18 protein-coding genes are annotated in these 15,645 nt (G+C 69.2%); 3 read left to right on the top strand and 15 right to left on the bottom strand.

The features are described from left to right. Positions 1-330: 330 nt before the first annotated feature. From ACNPQM_RS11990 to ACNPQM_RS11940, 11 genes are all read right to left on the bottom strand, one after another. Positions 331-1,296: an aldo/keto reductase gene (locus tag ACNPQM_RS11990; protein ID WP_358856267.1), complete on the bottom strand. Its 966-nt coding sequence runs from the start codon at positions 1,294-1,296 to the stop codon at positions 331-333. A gap of 324 nt (positions 1,297-1,620) precedes the next feature. Beyond that, complete coding sequence (locus ACNPQM_RS11985; RefSeq protein ID WP_418083953.1) at positions 1,621-2,379, bottom strand: hypothetical protein; 759 nt, start codon at positions 2,377-2,379, stop codon at positions 1,621-1,623. Beyond that, positions 2,268-2,945 (bottom strand): hypothetical protein, encoded by a 678-nt coding sequence (locus ACNPQM_RS11980; RefSeq protein ID WP_418083952.1) that lies wholly within the window; start codon positions 2,943-2,945, stop codon positions 2,268-2,270. Before ACNPQM_RS11980 ends, ACNPQM_RS11985 begins: the two co-directional genes overlap by 112 nt. Further along, entirely contained in the window at positions 2,942-3,343 is a 402-nt protein-coding gene (locus ACNPQM_RS11975; protein ID WP_418083951.1) for a DUF6507 family protein, read from the bottom strand. Before ACNPQM_RS11975 ends, ACNPQM_RS11980 begins: the two co-directional genes overlap by 4 nt. Before the next feature lie 118 nt (positions 3,344-3,461). Further along, positions 3,462-3,773 (bottom strand): pore-forming ESAT-6 family protein, encoded by a 312-nt coding sequence (locus ACNPQM_RS11970; protein ID WP_418083950.1) that lies wholly within the window; start codon positions 3,771-3,773, stop codon positions 3,462-3,464. 89 nt (positions 3,774-3,862) lie between these two features. Beyond that, on the bottom strand, positions 3,863-4,195 hold the full coding sequence (locus tag ACNPQM_RS11965; protein WP_418083949.1) for a hypothetical protein: 333 nt from the start codon (positions 4,193-4,195) through the stop codon (positions 3,863-3,865). 351 nt (positions 4,196-4,546) lie between these two features. Beyond that, positions 4,547-5,014, bottom strand: a complete 468-nt coding sequence (locus ACNPQM_RS11960) for a DUF5709 domain-containing protein (RefSeq protein WP_358860570.1) — start codon at positions 5,012-5,014, stop codon at positions 4,547-4,549. 428 nt (positions 5,015-5,442) lie between these two features. Continuing rightward, a complete protein-coding gene (locus ACNPQM_RS11955) occupies positions 5,443-6,456 on the bottom strand; it encodes a metallophosphoesterase family protein (protein ID WP_418084044.1) in 1,014 nt (337 codons plus the stop codon). Then, positions 6,365-6,580 (bottom strand): hypothetical protein, encoded by a 216-nt coding sequence (locus ACNPQM_RS11950; RefSeq protein WP_418084049.1) that lies wholly within the window; start codon positions 6,578-6,580, stop codon positions 6,365-6,367. Before ACNPQM_RS11950 ends, ACNPQM_RS11955 begins: the two co-directional genes overlap by 92 nt. A 270-nt stretch (positions 6,581-6,850) precedes the next feature. Further along, positions 6,851-7,246 carry a nitroreductase/quinone reductase family protein gene (locus tag ACNPQM_RS11945; protein WP_358860571.1) on the bottom strand — a complete coding sequence of 132 codons (396 nt, stop codon included), beginning with the start codon at positions 7,244-7,246 and terminating at the stop codon, positions 6,851-6,853. A 252-nt stretch (positions 7,247-7,498) separates the two neighbouring features. After that, positions 7,499-8,401, bottom strand: coding sequence for a UbiA family prenyltransferase (locus ACNPQM_RS11940; RefSeq protein WP_418083948.1), 903 nt, complete (start codon positions 8,399-8,401; stop codon positions 7,499-7,501). Positions 8,402-8,443: 42 nt separating this feature from the next. On the opposite strand from ACNPQM_RS11940, the gene ACNPQM_RS11935 reads away from it, so the two are divergent. From ACNPQM_RS11935 to ACNPQM_RS11925, 3 genes are read left to right on the top strand one after another with little or no spacing between them, the layout of a single operon-like run. After that, positions 8,444-9,511, top strand: a complete 1,068-nt coding sequence (locus ACNPQM_RS11935; protein ID WP_358860573.1) for a type III polyketide synthase — start codon at positions 8,444-8,446, stop codon at positions 9,509-9,511. Between the two features lie 7 nt (positions 9,512-9,518). Next, on the top strand, positions 9,519-10,055 hold the full coding sequence (locus ACNPQM_RS11930) for an isoprenylcysteine carboxyl methyltransferase family protein (RefSeq protein WP_358860574.1): 537 nt from the start codon (positions 9,519-9,521) through the stop codon (positions 10,053-10,055). Further along, entirely contained in the window at positions 10,052-11,065 is a 1,014-nt protein-coding gene (locus ACNPQM_RS11925) for an NAD(P)/FAD-dependent oxidoreductase (protein ID WP_418083947.1), read from the top strand. Before ACNPQM_RS11930 ends, ACNPQM_RS11925 begins: the two co-directional genes overlap by 4 nt. Positions 11,066-11,211: 146 nt before the next feature. On the opposite strand, the gene lepB is transcribed toward ACNPQM_RS11925, so the two are convergent. The 4 genes from lepB to ACNPQM_RS11905 form a co-directional block, all read right to left on the bottom strand. Next, a complete protein-coding gene (lepB, locus tag ACNPQM_RS11920) occupies positions 11,212-11,919 on the bottom strand; it encodes a signal peptidase I (protein WP_418083946.1) in 708 nt (235 codons plus the stop codon). A gap of 362 nt (positions 11,920-12,281) precedes the next feature. Beyond that, a complete protein-coding gene (locus ACNPQM_RS11915; protein ID WP_418083945.1) occupies positions 12,282-12,980 on the bottom strand; it encodes an HAD family hydrolase in 699 nt (232 codons plus the stop codon). 25 nt (positions 12,981-13,005) lie between these two features. Continuing rightward, a complete protein-coding gene (locus tag ACNPQM_RS11910; RefSeq protein ID WP_358860579.1) occupies positions 13,006-13,491 on the bottom strand; it encodes an Lrp/AsnC family transcriptional regulator in 486 nt (161 codons plus the stop codon). A gap of 87 nt (positions 13,492-13,578) precedes the next feature. Next, positions 13,579-14,997, bottom strand: a complete 1,419-nt coding sequence (locus ACNPQM_RS11905; RefSeq protein WP_358860580.1) for an APC family permease — start codon at positions 14,995-14,997, stop codon at positions 13,579-13,581. Positions 14,998-15,645 lie beyond the last annotated feature (648 nt).

The raw sequence follows: 15,645 nt of genomic DNA, 5'->3' as shown, positions 1-15,645 counted from the left end.
GTCCGTGCGCTCGCAAGGTTCGTCGATGGACCGGATGACCGGCGAGCGCCTGAACCGGTCATCGTTCCACCGGTGCCGGAGACCGCCGGGGAGGGAAACGGCTTCCGTGTTCTGTCCCCGTACGACTGTCGATGCGGGGCAGTCCGGCCAGGCGGTGGCCAACTCGTTGCGCCAGGGCCAGGTCGCGGAGATCCGCAAGTGCAGACGGCGGCCACCGTGGGTGAGGCAGGCAGTGGCGTGCAGGGTGTGAACGAACCGGCCCGTGGAATCTCTTCCGCGGGCCGGTTCGCGTGCCGGGGCATGTCAGGGCGGGCGACGCCCGCCCGCCGATCAGGAGTAGAAGTTGCGCTGCCACCGGTGCTTGGCCAGCACGGCCAGCTGGTCTGTGGTGAGCGGACGCCCGTCGCTCAGAGCCGTGTTGCGCTCGACATTGCGGACGGTTCGCATGCCGGGGATGACGGTGGAAACCGCCGGCGAACTCAGTACGAACCGCAACGCGGTCTCGGCGATCTCATCGGGGGCGAGAGCGAGGTCGGCGACGATCGCGGCCACCCGCTGTTCGACCTGTGCCGGGCGGTCATCGCGGAAGTAGCGGTTGCGCCAGTCACCCTCGGGGAACGTGGTGCCCGCGGTGATCCGACCGGTGAGGCCGCCCTCGTCCAGCGCCACCCGCACGATGACACCGACGCCGTGTTCCTCACAGGCCGGCAGCAGCGCGTCGGCGGGCGCCTGGTCGAAGACGTTGTAGATGACCTGCACGCTGTCCACGGCGCCGCTGCGCACGAGTGCGAGTGCGTTGTCGGGCTGGTGGTCGTTGATGGAGACACCGAACAGGCGGATCTTTCCCTCCTGCTTCAGTTCGGCGATCGTCTCCAGCCAGTCGCCACGGCCGACCCAGTCGTCGCTCCACACATGGAACTGCAGTACATCGAAGTGGTCCAGGCCGCTGGCGCGCAGACTGGTCTCAAGGCTGGTGCGGATGTGTTCGCCCGGGAACGTCTCGGCCGGGTCAAGGCCGTGGGGCGCCGGCCATATGCCGTTCTTCGGCGGCACTTTGGTCGCGACGCGCACCTCGTCGCCCGCCCGCTCGCGGACGACCCTGCCGACGATCCGCTCACTCTCGCCGTAGCCGCGGGCGGTATCGATGAAATTCACGCCAAGGTCGATGGCACGGTGCAGGGCCCGTACGGACTCGTCCTCCGTGGCACCCACCCAGCTGGACTCACCGATACCCCACGCGCCGTACCCGATCTCGGACACGGACAGTCCACTTCGTCCCAGCTCGCGGTAGCGCACAGTCATCCTCCACGTCATGGTCCTTGTCCTGGCCGATCCGAGGCTTCCACCAGGAATCACGTTGACGATAGGCGACTTGGGTGGCAGGGGCAGGTGGATTTTACGGGGAACGCCGTCGTGGTCACGGATGTAACCGTCGGCGTGTGCGCGGTGGGCCCGGTGCACCAGCGGCCGGTCGACCACCTCGATCGGCGAGTCCGATACGGGTGGGTTCCGACCGCCGATGCCGGGCTCAGGAATTCATGGAACGATGATTCTCACGTTCCCGTTCTGTGCCCGGAGAACCTGTGCGTCGCGACGGGGCAAAGCTTGCCGGGAGGGGCATTAGGCACCGGAGATGCCTTCGACGGTCGTCTCGATGAGTTCGGCCGCTTCGATGTCACCGATCTGCGTATAGGCGACGTCGGACTTCTTCTCATCGGCGAGCTGGAGTCGGTCCGTCGGTTCCCAGCGCATGTCCTGGGTGAAAGCCTCGTCGCGCTGCTCTCCCCTGAGGAGGCGCCGCCGCAGGACCGGACCCCGGCGGTCTGCTGTCGCGTAGTAGGAGATCCGGCCTTCGGCATCCAGGGCGTCCAGCGTGCTGCTGCCGAGCGTGAGGAAGGGCATGTCCGTGAGATGGTTCTGCAGACCGCGGAGTTTGATCGATACACCGGTCAGGTCGAGGAATCCCGCACCATCCTGCAGGAACTCCCCGCCCCGCTCGTAGAAGAGGATCAGGGGCTCATAGAGGTCGGGCAGGTCGGGCAGCTCCGTGTTGTTCTGCGCGCGGAGCTCCGCAAGTCGTACGGCTGCACCGCAGGTCTTCCTGGCGCCGTACGCTGCCTCCTTGAGGAACTGGTCCAGTTCTGCGGCGAGTTCCGAAGGGAGCTGGAACTTCGCGTCAAGATATTCGGTGGCGTCGAAGAAAGGCCAGGCGTCTTCCGCACCGCATGCCTGCGACCACAGGGCGGAGCGCCGCAGATACTCGTGCATCAGTAGTCGGCGAGACTGCGCATGCCCGAAGGCGTAGTCCCAGTCACCGGACCAGTCGACGGCACGAAGCCGTTCCAGGCCGACTTCCCAGGCGTGGTGTTTCTCCTCCATGGGGTCGCCCCAGGGGAGTTTCGCGTTCTTGAGGTCGTCGGCGTTGAAGCCGTACTGGTCTTTGCGGTCGGATCCGTCGCCGGCGACCATCTGGGTTCCGCCGAACAGGGCGGTGATCTTGTTGTGGCAGGTGCGTTCGGCGGCCCAGAACGCCGTGACGGTCGCGGTGACGTCGTCGCGGAGCTGGTTGTGCTCGTCGATCTTGTCTTCGTCGTACTCCAGTCGTCGTCGTCCTTGACCTTGTTCACGAAGTTCGTGGCGTCGGTCTTGAGCTGGGCGAGTTTGGTGACGAGAGGGCGGACTTCGGTCGCGTAGTCCGACAGGGCGGTGGAGACCTTTTCCAGGTCGTCGCCGAAGGTGTCGGCCCGGTCCTGGACGGGTTTGGTGGAGTCGAAGAGTTTCTCGGCCTCGGGGGCTATGTAGTAGGCGGACAGGCCCTGGAACTGGGTGCGGACGTCCGAGCCGGTGCCGCGGATGTGCCCGGCGTCCGCCTTCAGCCCCGCGTAGTCCTTCTCCAACTGCCCCAGATCACCGGTGAACTGCGGAATCGCGTCCGGCTTGATCACTTGGTCTGCACTCCGGGCTTGGTGAGATCCAGATCGGGCACACCGAGCGCCTTGCGCTGGGACTCGGCAGCCATCTCCAGGTCACCGTTGAGGTAGGCGGTCGTCGCGTCGACCGCACCGGTCAGCGACTTCCCGGCCCGCGCCGCGATGAACTTCAGGTCGCTCGTGGCGTGTTCGGCGTACTGCGACAACGCCAGCGCGACGAGACCACCGGCCGCCTTCTCGCCGTCCTTGCCCCCGCCGTCACCGCCCTCGGTAGTGATCGTGCCCGCACTCGTCGCCGCCGACGTCAGATGCTCGCCGTACGACTTCGCATACGTCTCGATCTTCCCCGCCGTCTCACCCGTCGTCTTCAGCACGCCCTGAATGCCCTGCGGCTTCAGATCCCACCCGGTCATGCGCACACCCCCGTGCCCAACTGGCCGGGCAACTGCCCGACCACCAAAGGTTCGTCAAAAGATTCCGCACACACCCGGGCCCCGAGGACTCCCGTCCCGGGGCCCGACCCCACCCGCCTCAGCCGATGTTGTCGACCGCGGCCTTCGCGCGCGTGATGGTGTGCTGCGCGGTGCCGTCGTTCTTCTCCAGCGTCGTCTTCAGCAGCTGGATGATGTTCCTGACCTCCTGCGAGGCCCGGTTCCACCGCAGTTCCTTGCCGTGGTACTCCTCCGAGACACCGTCCGCGGCGAAGTCCGCCATCGCCGCCTTGACCTGCCCGTCCCGCGCCGCGATCACTTCCTCCAGACGCGCGATCACGACCTGGATATTGCCCTGCGCATCCGCCGACGCACCCGTGTCATACGCACGACGGTCACTGTCACCAGCCATCAACAATCACTCCCCGTGAATTCATGAAATCAGTGAACCGGCGAAACCAGTTCGGTATCTGTGCACCTTTGAACAGGGCACAGGAAACGTCAGCGTCCGCCGAAGCGGGCCGCGTCGAAGTTCGCCGCACCCATCTGCTGCCGGGCGTTGTCACCCTGCTCCTGGTCACCCGAGCCGAACGCCTGCTCCATGCCCGACTGACCACCCAGCAGCGCCGACAACGAACCGTTCAACGCCGCCGTGATCTCGTCCGAACGACTCTTGAACGAATCGAACGCCACCCGCCCCGGACCGCTGAACTTCCCCTCCAACGGCGCCGCCGCCTGGACCAATTGACGGATCAACGTGCCCAAGTCATCACTCGAACCACGCGACTTCGACGCCAGAGTCGACAGAACCTGCGCACCCATGTCGAACTTCATGTGCATCCCCCTGTCCGGCCAAGTGATCGTATCTGATCCATCTCTATCAATATCGAGATGACAGTGACAACGGCAGCCCCTCCGCTGTGACAGAGGTGTGACGGCTGTTGCCGTCACGCAGCGAGGGCGCCGCGCAGCGTCCCGGGGGGCCCGGGGAGGGTGTACAGGAATGGCGGCGCTGCTGAGTGTGCCGAGAGGGAGTGATGTTGCCCTCCGACTTCATCGACCGCGTTCGCTGAACGCGGATTGTCCCCCGTTTTTTCCTAGCGACAGGACCGAGCGCGCATGGTCCGACGCTCTGCCGAGAGCCCGGGCACGGGCATCAGCGCTCAGGTCGCCCCTACGAGTGGACTACTGCTCGTTCTGGTCGGGGACCACATGTACCGCCGCTTCCTCGGCGGAGGCTGCCGCGCCATCGATTCCCATGTCGAGGGCGATCATGCACCTCTCATTGTCTCCGTGTGCGCCCTCGTCGGGCGCGACCAGTCGCCCCGCGCGCAATTCACCTACCTCCCCGTCCCGGAGTTCACCGTCCGTGTCGACGACATCACCGATCCCGTCCCCGTCCGGGGGGTACACGTCCGGCTCCTCCTCGCTGAGGCGCTGGTCGAGACTTTCTCCCTCTCGCTGCTCGGCCGCAGTGACACCATGGTGTTCCACGGCCCATGGCCGCTCAGGGGGCGAATAGCCTGTGTCGAGCGGGTCCTGGCCCGGCCGGTCGTCGAGGGTGTCGGCCGGGTCCAGAAGCCCGGCGTCGTCCTGCACTTCCGAGCCGTCCGGCTGGTAGACCTCGTCACCCATCGTGGTGTCGCCGTCCATGGCACCTCCACTGTCGCGAATGAACCGTCGGGACAAATGTGCCATTTCGCGCCATGTCCTCTCTATCATCATCTGGGCTGTCGGCCGTCGGGACGACCGGAAGCGCTCAAGCGTCCCGACGCACTGCTCAGCGGGGCCGGTCGGATACGTGCGGGCGCCGCCGGGCCCGAGGTCGGCCGACGTGGATGCGCGGCCGCGGAGCGGGGTCAGGTTCCGCCCGGCGCAGCACTTCGCGGGTCACCGGGGCGACCTCGCCGTCGCCGAAGGTATGCCAGTGCGCGGCCGTTCGCCGCGTCGTCGTGCTGGACCGCCGGCGCCTGCCTCATCGAAGGCATCGAGGCGGGCACGGCCTGCGAACGGGTGCACGGCCGGACCGGTGAGCCGGTCCGGCCGATCGGCGGCATGCGCCGATCACCCGCACTCCGCGATCAGCCGTTCTTGTCGGCCGCCCGGGTCCGGTCCGCCGAGGGGGACGACAACGGGACGACCCGTAGCGGGGTGCGCGGCGGGCGGGCCCGCCATTCGCGCGGGTAGCCGATCGACACCTCCTCGAACCGTACGCCGTCGTAGTGAGTCACCCGCGGAATGTGTAGGTGTCCGTAGATCACGGCCGCGGCACGGAAGCGGCGGTGCCAGTCCCGGGTGAGTTCCGTCCCGCACCACTGGGCGAACTCCGGGTACCGCAGCACATCGGTCGGTTCCCGCACCAGTGGATAGTGGTTCACCAGGACCGTACGGTGGTTCTCCGGAACGGCGGCCAGTCGGAGCTCGGTCTGCCGTGCCCGCGCACGGCACCAGTCGTCGCGCGTCGGGTACGGGTCGGGGTGGAGGAGGTACTCGTCGGTGCAGACGACCCCGGTCCTGTGGGCATAGGCGAGGGACTCCTCCTTGGTGGTCGTTCCCGGTGCGCGGAACGTGTAGTCGTACAGCACGAAGAGAGGCGCCACGGTCACCGGCCCCTCTTCGTCCTCCCACACCGGATAGGGATCCTCCGGGGTGACGACGCCCAGCGTCCGGCAGAGCTCGACCAGATGGAGGTACCGCGCCTCGCCCTGCAGCTCCACGGGGTCGCGCGGGTGGGTCCACAGCTCGTGGTTCCCGGGGACCCACACGACCTTCGCGAAGCGCTCGCTGAGCATCTTCAGCGTCTGCTCGATGTCGGCGACCTTCTCGGCGACGTCCCCTGCGACGACGAGCCAGTCGGCGTCGGTGCCGGGACGCAGGGACGACACGATGGCACGGTTATCGGCGTAGGCGACGTGCAGGTCGCTGATCGCCAGCAGTTGTCCGTTCAGGGCAAGCCCTCCTCGTTCCGTGGGTTTCGCACCCGGCCGTCCCCGGCACGTCCCGTCAGTGGTGGAACAGTCCCGGACCGGAGCGGGCGAGCGTGACGCCGTGTGCCTGGCAGGCCCCTTCGCCCTTTCCGGCTCCGATCGAACCATCTGGCCCGGCAATGCACGAGACGCCATGACGCCGGGCGTGGTCGCCGAACTTCGGCAGGCCGATGGGTCCGGCCGCGAAGCCGGTGATCCTCTCGGATGCGGTACGCGTCTGCCGGCGCGCCATGGGCGACGCCGTGCGAGGTCAGGGCGAGTACACCTGTTCCGCGCGAAGGTGTGTCCGGCCCGACGGCGAGGGGGTGACACCCAGGGATCCGGCCTTGCCGGGGACTGGATCGAACGCTGCTCAGGTCCCCTCGTCCTCGTGCCCCGGCGTTCCTGCGCGGCCGCGTCGCTTCCGCCGCTGCCGCAGGGGACGCCGGGCGCGGTACGGGACCTCCACGACCGTCGTATCCGGGCCGGGGTCCACCGGCGCCGGCAGGCGGACCGGCCGCCCTCAGTCGCTGAGATCGACCCGCACGCTCAGCAGGTCGGTGCCGAGTGCCCGGACTGCAGCGCTGTTGAAGCGCGGCAGTGTCCTGAGCCGGGCGCGCGGGTCGTCCTGCGGGACCGGATGGGCGGTTCCGGCGTGCCAGCGCCCCCTGATCCGGACCCGTACCTCCGGATTCGCCCGGATGTTGCGTACGTACTGCGACTTCTCGCCGTACTCCGAGACCAGCCAGAATTCCTTGCCGGCCCGGCGGCCGCCGACCGGGGTCCGGCGGGGCACTCCGGACGTGCGTCCCGTGGTCTCCAGGAGGGTCTGGTTCGGCAGTCGGCGGAGCACCGGATTGCCGATCCGCCGCTGGAACGTTGTGACCGCCCGGAACTTCATCTCGTGATAGCGCGACATGGGTGACTCTCCCTTCGTTGCCGGCAGCTCTCGCCGGAGCCGGCCCAGGGACTGTCCCGGTATCCCTGGCGGGTGCGGAACCGACAGCTGCGGCACTTCGCCGCGGTGTCGGAACGCAGCGAATACGTCCAGTATGAGGACGCTCCTCCGCCTCGCGACGCACCGCACCCGACGCCACGACCTGTCCGGCCCCGATCTGCCGGACACCCCTGGTCGAGAAGCCGGTCGGGCTGCGGCGTCCACGGGAGGGGATCAGCCCAGCGCCCTGCCCTGCAGGAGCAGCAGTGCGATGTCGATCCCGGCCAGGCCGAGCGTGGCCAGGAACGGCAGGCGGCTGTCGAGTGCGGAGCGCAGCGGGAGGCAGACGGCCACGGCCAGGGTCCCGGTCACGACGAGACCGGTCCAGCCCGTGGCGTCCGGCGATCCCGGTGGGCCGAGGACGAGGACGGCCGATGCGGCGAGCAGCGCGAGTGCCGCGACAGTACGGGTCCGGCGTCGGCCCAACCGCTGGGGCAGGCCGCGGACGCCCGCGGCCAGGTCGGCGTCGATGTCGGGGAGGACGTTGGTGAAGTGCGCGCCGAAGCCGAGGAGCGCGCCCGCGACCACTGGCGTGGCGGCCGGCCAGGGGTGGCCCGGCAGCGCGAGCGTGACGAAGGCGGGCAGGAGACCGAAGGCGATGGCGTACGGGAGCCAGGACAACGGTGTTCGTTTGAGTCCCAGGTTGTAGGACCAGGCGGCGGCGACCCCGATCAGGTGGGCACTGCCCGCCGACGCGCCGTTCGCCAGCGACAGGGGGACGCACAGGACAAGTGCGGCACAGGCGGCCACCGCGACGGTTCGGGCCCTCACGGCGCCGTTCACGAGCGGCTTGTCGCGCCGGTTCGCCGCCGTGTCCCGTGCGATGTCGATGCAGTCGTTGCTCCAGCCGACGGAGAGCTGCCCGGTGAGCATGGTCAGAGCGACCAGGCAGCTGCCGGACGCATCGCGTCCCGCGGCCACGGCCAGTGCGGTGATCAGGGCGGAGACGGCCAATGCGGGGGCCGGGTGGGCCGACAGGAGCAGGGCGACCGCGACCCGGCCGGGGCGGGGAGCGGCCGCCGGCACGGCGGCAGGCATCGAGGCGGACACGGAAGCTGCCCGAAAAGTGTGATTCATGATGGACGATCAAAATACGTTATTCGCACGTATTGTGATGGGATGACGCGAATCGTCGCGATCCATGGTGTGCTTCCGCCGCACCGGTACGAGCAGTCCGAGATCACCCATGCCTTCGCCGATATGTGCCTGCCATCGGGCGCCGACCGCGGCGTGCTGGAACGCCTGCACACGTCCGCCACGGTACGCGGCCGCCATCTGGCCCTGCCCCTGGAGCGGTATGCCTCCCTGAGCGGCTTCGGGGAGGCCAACGACGCGTTCATCGAATCCGCGCTCCGGCTCGGGGAGCGGGCGGTGCGCGGTGCCCTGGACCGGGCGGGTCTCGACGCGAGCGAGATCGACCTGGTCATCTCCACCTCGGTCACCGGCATCGCCGCCCCGTCGCTGGAGGCGCGGCTCGCCGGACGGGTCGGATTGCGGCCCGATGTGAAACGCGTGCCGATCTTCGGTCTGGGCTGTGTGGCCGGAGCTGCCGGACTGGCCCGGGTTCACGACTACCTCGACGGTCACCCCGGACAGGTCGCGCTGCTGCTCTCGGTCGAACTCTGTTCGCTGACCCTGCAACGTACCGACGCGTCCGTGCCGAACCTGGTGGCGGGCGCCCTGTTCGGCGACGGCGCCGCCGCGGTCCTCGCGGTCGGCCGGGACCACCCGCACCGTCGGGAACAACAGCGCGGGCCGGAGGTGGTCGCGACCCGAAGCACGCTCTACCCCGGCACCGAACGCAGCCTGGGCTGGGACATCGGTGACGCGGGCTTCCGTATCGTCCTCGGCGCCGACCTCCCCGACCTGGTACGCGAGACGCTCGGCGACGAGGTGCGCTTCTTCCTCTCCGGCCACGACCTCAAGACGCAGGACGTGACGGCCTGGGTATGCCACCCCGGCGGTCCCCAGGTCCTGGAAGCCGTACGCGAGACGCTCGATCTGCCCGCCCGAGCGCTGGAACCGACCCGGCGTTCGCTGGCCGAGGTCGGCAATCTCTCCTCCGCGTCCGTCCTGCACATCCTCCGGGACACCCTGGCGCTGCACCCGCCACCGCCCGGATCGCCCGGTCTCCTCCTCGCGATGGGGCCGGGCTTCTGCACCGAACAAGTCCTCCTGCGCTGGTAGCCGCCCCGTGATCCCCTACACAGTCCTCATCCTCCTGGTCGCCGTCGAGCGCCTCGCCGAAGTCGTCACCGCCCGGCGCAACGCCGCCTGGAGCCGCCGCAACGCCGGAACGGAGTACGGGCGGGGGCACTACCCCGTCATGGTCGCCCTTCACACCGCGCTGCTGGCAGGCTGCCTGGGGGAGACCTGGCTGGGCGGCCGCCCCTTCCTGCCCGCGCTCGGCTGGCCGATGCTCGCCCTGGCCCTCGGTGCCCAGGGGCTGCGCTGGTGGTGCATCACCACGCTGGGGCCGCGCTGGAACACCCGCGTCATCGTGGTGCCGGACCTGCCCCTCGTCACCGCCGGACCGTACCGGTGGATGGACCACCCCAATTACGCCGCCGTGATCGTCGAGGGCGCCGCGCTGCCGCTCGTACACACCAACTGGCTTACCGCGACCGGTTTCACACTCCTCAACCTGCCGCTTCTCGCAACCCGCGTGCGGTGCGAGAACACCGCTCTGGCCGGGGCCGCCCCGGCTCCGACCCCTGCGGCCACGCCGTGATCGACCTGCTGGTGGTCGGCGGCGGCCCCGCCGGACTCGCCACCGCGATCCACGCCGCCGCATCCGGACTCGAAGCGGTGGTCACCGAGCCGCGCCCCACCCCGATCGACAAGGCCTGCGGCGAGGGCCTCATGCCGGGCGCCGTACACGCGCTGGCCGAACTCGGTGTCACCGTCACCGGACACCCACTGCGCGGGATCCGGTACGTCGACGACCGCCACAGTGCCGAAGCCCTCTTCGCACCCGCCCCCGGCTGCGGCGTCCGGCGCACCGAACTGCACGCAGCCCTGGCCCGCCGAGCGGCGGAACTCGGCGTACCGGTGATCCAGGCGCGGGCGGGCGGCATCCGGCAGAGCACCGACAGCGTCCGCGCAGCCGGCATCACGGCCCGCTACCTGGCCGCCGCCGACGGACTGCACTCGCCGATCAGGCGTCAACTCGGTCTGGACCGGCCGGATCCGCGGCCCGCCAGATTCGGCCTGCGCCGGCACTACGCGATCGAGCCCTGGACGGACTGCGTCGAGGTGCACTGGTCAGCACGGGCGGAGGCCTACGTCACGCCGCTCGGCCCGCGCCTGGTGTGCGTCGCCGTCCTGTCCGCGGAACGCGGACCGTTCGACAGCCACCTGGCCCGCTTCCCCCTCCTCGCACACCATCTGCCCGCGACCACCACCACCCCTGTGCGCGGCGCCGGACCGCTGCGCCAGCGTGTCAGCTCCCGGGCGGCCGGGCGGGTCCTGCTGGTCGGGGACGCTGCGGGATACATCGACGCGCTCACCGGTGAAGGGATCTCCCTGGCCCTCGCCGGGGCCGCGCAACTGGTGCGCTGCATCCGGGACGACCGCCCACTGGCGTACGAGCAGGCGTGGCGCAAGGTCTCCCGGCGCCACCGCCTGCTCACCGAGTCGTTGCTCAGGGTCCGTCAGCACCCGCGACTCGCCCGTCGTATCGTTCCGGCCGCGACCCGCCTTCCCACGGTCTTCACCGCCCTGGTCAACCAGTTGGCGTGACCGGCTCTCCGGGGTGTGGCCGTCCGAGCAGGTTCCTCCTTCATGCCGCGGCGGACCCCGCCGAACTGACCGAGGGCGCCCGCCGCCTCGGCACTGCGGTGCAAGGCACCGAACGCTGAGGGCCACAAGTCACGTGGCGCCGCACCTCAGGGGCGCTGGAAGGGCGACGGCCCCCCGGGAGCGGTGTATCCGGTACCTGTACCTGCGTACCCGGTAAGAGGCGGGGGCACCGTGGCCCGGTGCCGCCGTGTCAGCCCGCCCACCAGCGCACAGACGGCGCCCGCGAGGGCGAGAACCACACCGAGCATGGCACCGAGGCCCAGCATCATCGGCGCGGTGGCATCGTCAAGTGCCCGTCCCCGCACGGCCGTCACGGGCACGGTTCCGGAGTCCTCGCCGGAGAAGTAGCGCGAGTCGTTGGAGTTCCCACGGTTGTCGCCGAGGAGGAACATCCGCCCGGCCGGAACCTTTACGTTGTAGGGGCCGTGCCCGCCGTCGACCTCCGCCCCCTTCAGGTACGGCTCCTCGAGCGGTGTCCCATTGACGGTCAACCGGGTCCCGTCAAAGACCACATGGTCGCCTCCGAGGCCGATGACACGCTGCAGCACGGCCTCGCCGTTGAAACGGTCCGGCAGGCCGAAGAGCACCACATCGCCCTTCCGTATCTTCTCGCCACCGGTCCTCGCGAAGAAGACCCGATGACCCGGGGCGTATGTCGGCTCCATGGACTCACCCCTGGGCGTCACCATCGTGTAGCCGCTGCGGAGGGTCCAGAGCGACCCCGCGGTCAGCACGATCCCCAGGACGGCCAGTACGGCTCCCGTGATCAACAACCCACGTCCAGCGCGTCGCATCCGCCGGTCTCCCCTCACAGCCGTCATCATCACCCCACACGTGCAGCGATACCGTAGAAGGCCCCGGTCACCAAGCACGCACCGGGGGCAGTGACGACGGACGGCGGGCCCGGACGGCTCCACTCCAGACCGGAAACCGTGAACACGATCCGGGCCGTGCGACGGTCGATACGGTCACCGAGCTGCCGCAGCGCCGTCGCCCCCCCCCGAGCAGCGTCCCGCGGCCCATGCAGATGCGCGCGTCCTCGTCCAGCCGGTGCCACAGGGCCGGGTCGGCGACGAACACCCGGAGTGATGGCGGCATACGAGGTGCCGGGCATCGAGCTCGTCGAGAGTTTCCCGATGACCGCCACCGGCACGATTCAGGAAGGCTGAGCTCCGGTCAGCCAGTCGTACGCGGTCTGCGCTGTGAATTCGCCCTGACCACCGCGGAAGCGCAGCCCCGCCGTGGTGAATGCCGGATCGTCGGCCGTCGATGCCACATAGGGAACCGCGATGCAGCGCATGCCCGCCGCATGCGCTGCCGCCGCGCCCGGCGCCGCATCCTCCAGCACCACGCAGTCGCCGGGCGCGGCGCCCAGCCGCCGCGCGGCCTCCAGGAACACATCCGGCGCCGGTTTCCCGTGCGCCACCTCGTCGGCGGAGACATACGTCGTGACGTGCGCGCCGAGTCCGGTGCCTGCGAGCACCGCCTCGATCGCGGCCCGGGACGAACCCGATGCCACGGCCGTCGCGATCCCCTCCTGATGCAGCCGTTCCACGAACTTCCGCATCTCAGGGAACACCTCAGTCGATGATCGCGCCAGCTCCAGATAGAGAGCGTCCTGGCCGGCGAGGAGTTCATCGACGGGTGCCGCGATCCTGTACTCGGCCCGCAGCGCCGTCAGCGTCTCGCGGGTACTGATCCCGATGTACCGGGTGTGGTGCTCCCAGGTGAAGTCCGGCACGCCGTGACGGGCGAGGAGCCGGCGCCCCGCCTCGTAGTAGTTCGGCTCGCTGTCCACGAGAGTGCCGTCGAGATCGAAGATGACCGAGGGGGCAGGGGTGGGCCGATTGCTCATGGCACCCAGCATGCCAAGGAGGTGATCAGTCCGACGATCCGGTCGCGGCTCGGCCGACGGATTCGACCAACGGCAGCAGCCGGTGCGGGACCCGCTCGCGCAGGGCCACTTCGGTGCGGGTCCGCACCACGCCGGGCAGCTGGATCAGCAGCTGGATCACATCCTCCAGGTGCTCGTTGTCGCGGGCCACGACCCGCGTCAGCAGATCCCCGCCGCCGGTGGTCGAGAACGCCTCGACGATCTCCGGCACGGCGGCGAGGGCCTCGCCCACCTCGTCCAGATGCCCCTGGGTGACCTCCAGATGGACGAAGGCGAGCACCGGGTGGCCGAGCGCGGCGGGGGAGAGGACCGGGCCCGTACCGGTGATCACACCGTTCCGCTCCAGCCGGTCGATACGGGCCTGCACGGTGCCCCGGGCGATGGAGAGGATCCGCGCGTACTCCCGCACGCTGGTCCGGGGCTGCTCGATGAGCAGCCGCAGGATGCGGGTGTCGAGCGCGTCCACCGCCATGGTCCGTCGGCCTCTCCCTGGTCTGCTGATACGGACTCCGACTGTACCAATGGCCCAGTGGACGGGCATGGGCCCGTCCACGTCGGGTCAGGGGCGGGCATCCTCGGGGAGGGTGACCAGCCAGCGGGTGTGGGGGCGGGGGCGGAGGTAGAAGGCCCAGTAGAGGGTGGCCGCCGCCATGATGCCGCCGGTCCACAGCAGGTACGTGACCTCCTGCTGGCTGAGGATGTAGACGAGTACGACGATCAGCGCCACCGGCACCGCCGGCCAGAGCGGCATCCGCCAGGCGGGCAGCTCCTTGTGACCCGTGCGGCGGGCGGCGAGCGCGGCGACGGCGACCAGGAGGTACATACCGGTGACCGAGACGCCGGTCACGCCGTACAGCGTGTCGAGGTTGACGAAGCACAGTGCCGCGCCGGGAACTCCGACCAGCAGGGTGGCGACCCACGGCGAACCGAAGCGGCCGAGACGGGCGAGGGCGTTGTTGACCGGTTCGGGCCACGCCTTGTCCCGGGCGGAGGCGAACAGTACCCGGGAGTTCTGGATGACCATGACGATGCCCGCGTTGATGATCGCGAGTGCGACGCAGAGGCTCACGAACGTACCGACGGCTGAGTTGCTCCAGGCAGTGACCATGCCGCTGATGTCACCGGAGGTGAGCGCCGCGAGGTCGGGTGCACCCATGGTGATCGCGACCACCGGGACGAGGATGACGGCTGTCGAGATGGCCAGGGTGGCGAGGACGGTGCGGGCGACGTTGCGCCGCGGGTTCTCCATCTCCTCGGAGAGGTAGACAGCGGTGGAGAAGCCCTGGGTGATGAAGAGTGCGATGGCCAGACCCGAGACGACCAGCATCGCGGTGACCGGGCGGGACGCTCCGCTGTCGCTCGCGACCACACCATGGATCAGGCTGCCCGCGCCGCGCTCGGTGTGGGCGAAGCCGAGCACGGCGACGACGGCCGCCGCGATGACTTCCAGAACCAGGAAGATGCCGGTGATCCAGGCGTTGGCACGCAGGTCCAGCAGACCGGCCAGGGTGGCGAGCACCATGACCCCGGCCCCGGCGGCCTCGGCCGGGATGTGGACCAGCGGGGCGAGGTAGTCCGCCGTGCCCATGGCGATCACGGGCGGGACGATCATCACGACCAGCAGGGACAGGACGAATACCAGCCACCCGGCCAGCCGGCCGGTCAGGGTGGTGACCATGGCGTACTCGCCGCCCGCGCTGGGGATCATGGTGCCCAGCTCCGAGTAGCAGAACGCCACGGCGATGCAGAGCAGCGAACCGATGGCGATGGTGAGCGCGGTGGCGGAGCCGAGGTCGCCGAACAGGTCGGGCACGACCACGAAGAGCGTGGACGCGGGCGTCACGCAGGAGAGGGTCAGCAGGGTTCCTCCGACGACCCCGATGGAACGCTTGAGAGTGCGGGGGCCGTCCTGGCCGTGGGGATCGGCCTCCGCCGGTGCGGTGCCGGAGGTGACGGGCTGGCTGAGCGTGTCGGTCATGGAGCGGTTCCGATCGACTGGGTGTGACGGGTACGGCGGGAGCGCTATCGCCTCCGTGGCTTGCTGCGCTGTTGGTTTCGTCTGCTCCCGGCGCGCTATGGAAACCTGTGGGATCCGTCACGTCAACCACCTAATACCTACGGAATTCGTTGCCGTCAGGAGTGCAACTGGCGGTATTCGTAGATTGGGCGAGAGTCGGCCGCTTATTGACAACTTGATGGTTCGGTGCCCGTGTTCACTTGATGATCTTCGAAATGAAGGCTTTTGCTCGCTAGTTCCTTCGATGAGCGAGTCGGCGGCGAGGGGTTCGGGTGCGGCGAACCGCGCTCGGACCGCAACGGGATGCGCAGCGTGTAACCGGTCACGTTTTGCGGATTTTTGCCTGCGAAGCGCGCGGGGGCTCCGGCCCGGACCGCGCCCAGGTGAGAGGCGACCAGGAAATCTCCGCCCGCGTTCCGGCGGGGGCAAAGCTGGCCGAAAGGGGCGCAGGTCGCGCCCAGCACGTGACGCCCGCTCCTCATGACGTAACGACTGTTACGTTTGCTCGGTGGGTGAGGAGTCTTCGGCGTCCCCGCTGCGGTGGGTGGTGCTGATGGTGTGGCTGCCGACGCGGCCGTCCCGGCACCGGGTCGCGGTACGGCGGCAGCC

It is taken from the genome of Streptomyces sp. NPDC056231 (genome assembly GCF_048270745.1).
GTDB lineage: Bacteria > Actinomycetota > Actinomycetes > Streptomycetales > Streptomycetaceae > Streptomyces.
Note: the sequence above shows the minus strand (reverse complement) of the source record. Positions and strands in the feature narration are given on the sequence as shown.

Excerpts from the sequence above, each read along its gene's own strand:
- ACNPQM_RS11950 (WP_418084049.1), bottom strand. The coding sequence starts at position 6,580 with ATGGCGCGCCGGCAGACGCGTACCGCATCCGAGAGGATCACCGGCTTC.
- ACNPQM_RS11970 (WP_418083950.1), bottom strand. The coding sequence starts at position 3,773 with ATGGCTGGTGACAGTGACCGTCGTGCGTATGACACGGGTGCGTCGGCG.
- ACNPQM_RS11945 (WP_358860571.1), bottom strand. The coding sequence starts at position 7,246 with ATGTCGCGCTATCACGAGATGAAGTTCCGGGCGGTCACAACGTTCCAG.
- ACNPQM_RS11915 (WP_418083945.1), bottom strand. The coding sequence starts at position 12,980 with ATGAGCAATCGGCCCACCCCTGCCCCCTCGGTCATCTTCGATCTCGAC.
- ACNPQM_RS11965 (WP_418083949.1), bottom strand. The coding sequence starts at position 4,195 with ATGAAGTTCGACATGGGTGCGCAGGTTCTGTCGACTCTGGCGTCGAAG.
- ACNPQM_RS11985 (WP_418083953.1), bottom strand. The coding sequence starts at position 2,379 with ATGGAGGAGAAACACCACGCCTGGGAAGTCGGCCTGGAACGGCTTCGT.
- ACNPQM_RS11905 (WP_358860580.1), bottom strand. The coding sequence starts at position 14,997 with ATGACCGACACGCTCAGCCAGCCCGTCACCTCCGGCACCGCACCGGCG.
- ACNPQM_RS11975 (WP_418083951.1), bottom strand. The coding sequence starts at position 3,343 with ATGACCGGGTGGGATCTGAAGCCGCAGGGCATTCAGGGCGTGCTGAAG.
- lepB (WP_418083946.1), bottom strand. The coding sequence starts at position 11,919 with ATGCGACGCGCTGGACGTGGGTTGTTGATCACGGGAGCCGTACTGGCC.
- ACNPQM_RS11910 (WP_358860579.1), bottom strand. The coding sequence starts at position 13,491 with ATGGCGGTGGACGCGCTCGACACCCGCATCCTGCGGCTGCTCATCGAG.
- ACNPQM_RS11940 (WP_418083948.1), bottom strand. The coding sequence starts at position 8,401 with ATGAATCACACTTTTCGGGCAGCTTCCGTGTCCGCCTCGATGCCTGCC.
- ACNPQM_RS11960 (WP_358860570.1), bottom strand. The coding sequence starts at position 5,014 with ATGGACGGCGACACCACGATGGGTGACGAGGTCTACCAGCCGGACGGC.
- ACNPQM_RS11935 (WP_358860573.1), top strand. The coding sequence starts at position 8,444 with ATGACGCGAATCGTCGCGATCCATGGTGTGCTTCCGCCGCACCGGTAC.
- ACNPQM_RS11955 (WP_418084044.1), bottom strand. The coding sequence starts at position 6,456 with ATGGTTCGATCGGAGCCGGAAAGGGCGAAGGGGCCTGCCAGGCACACG.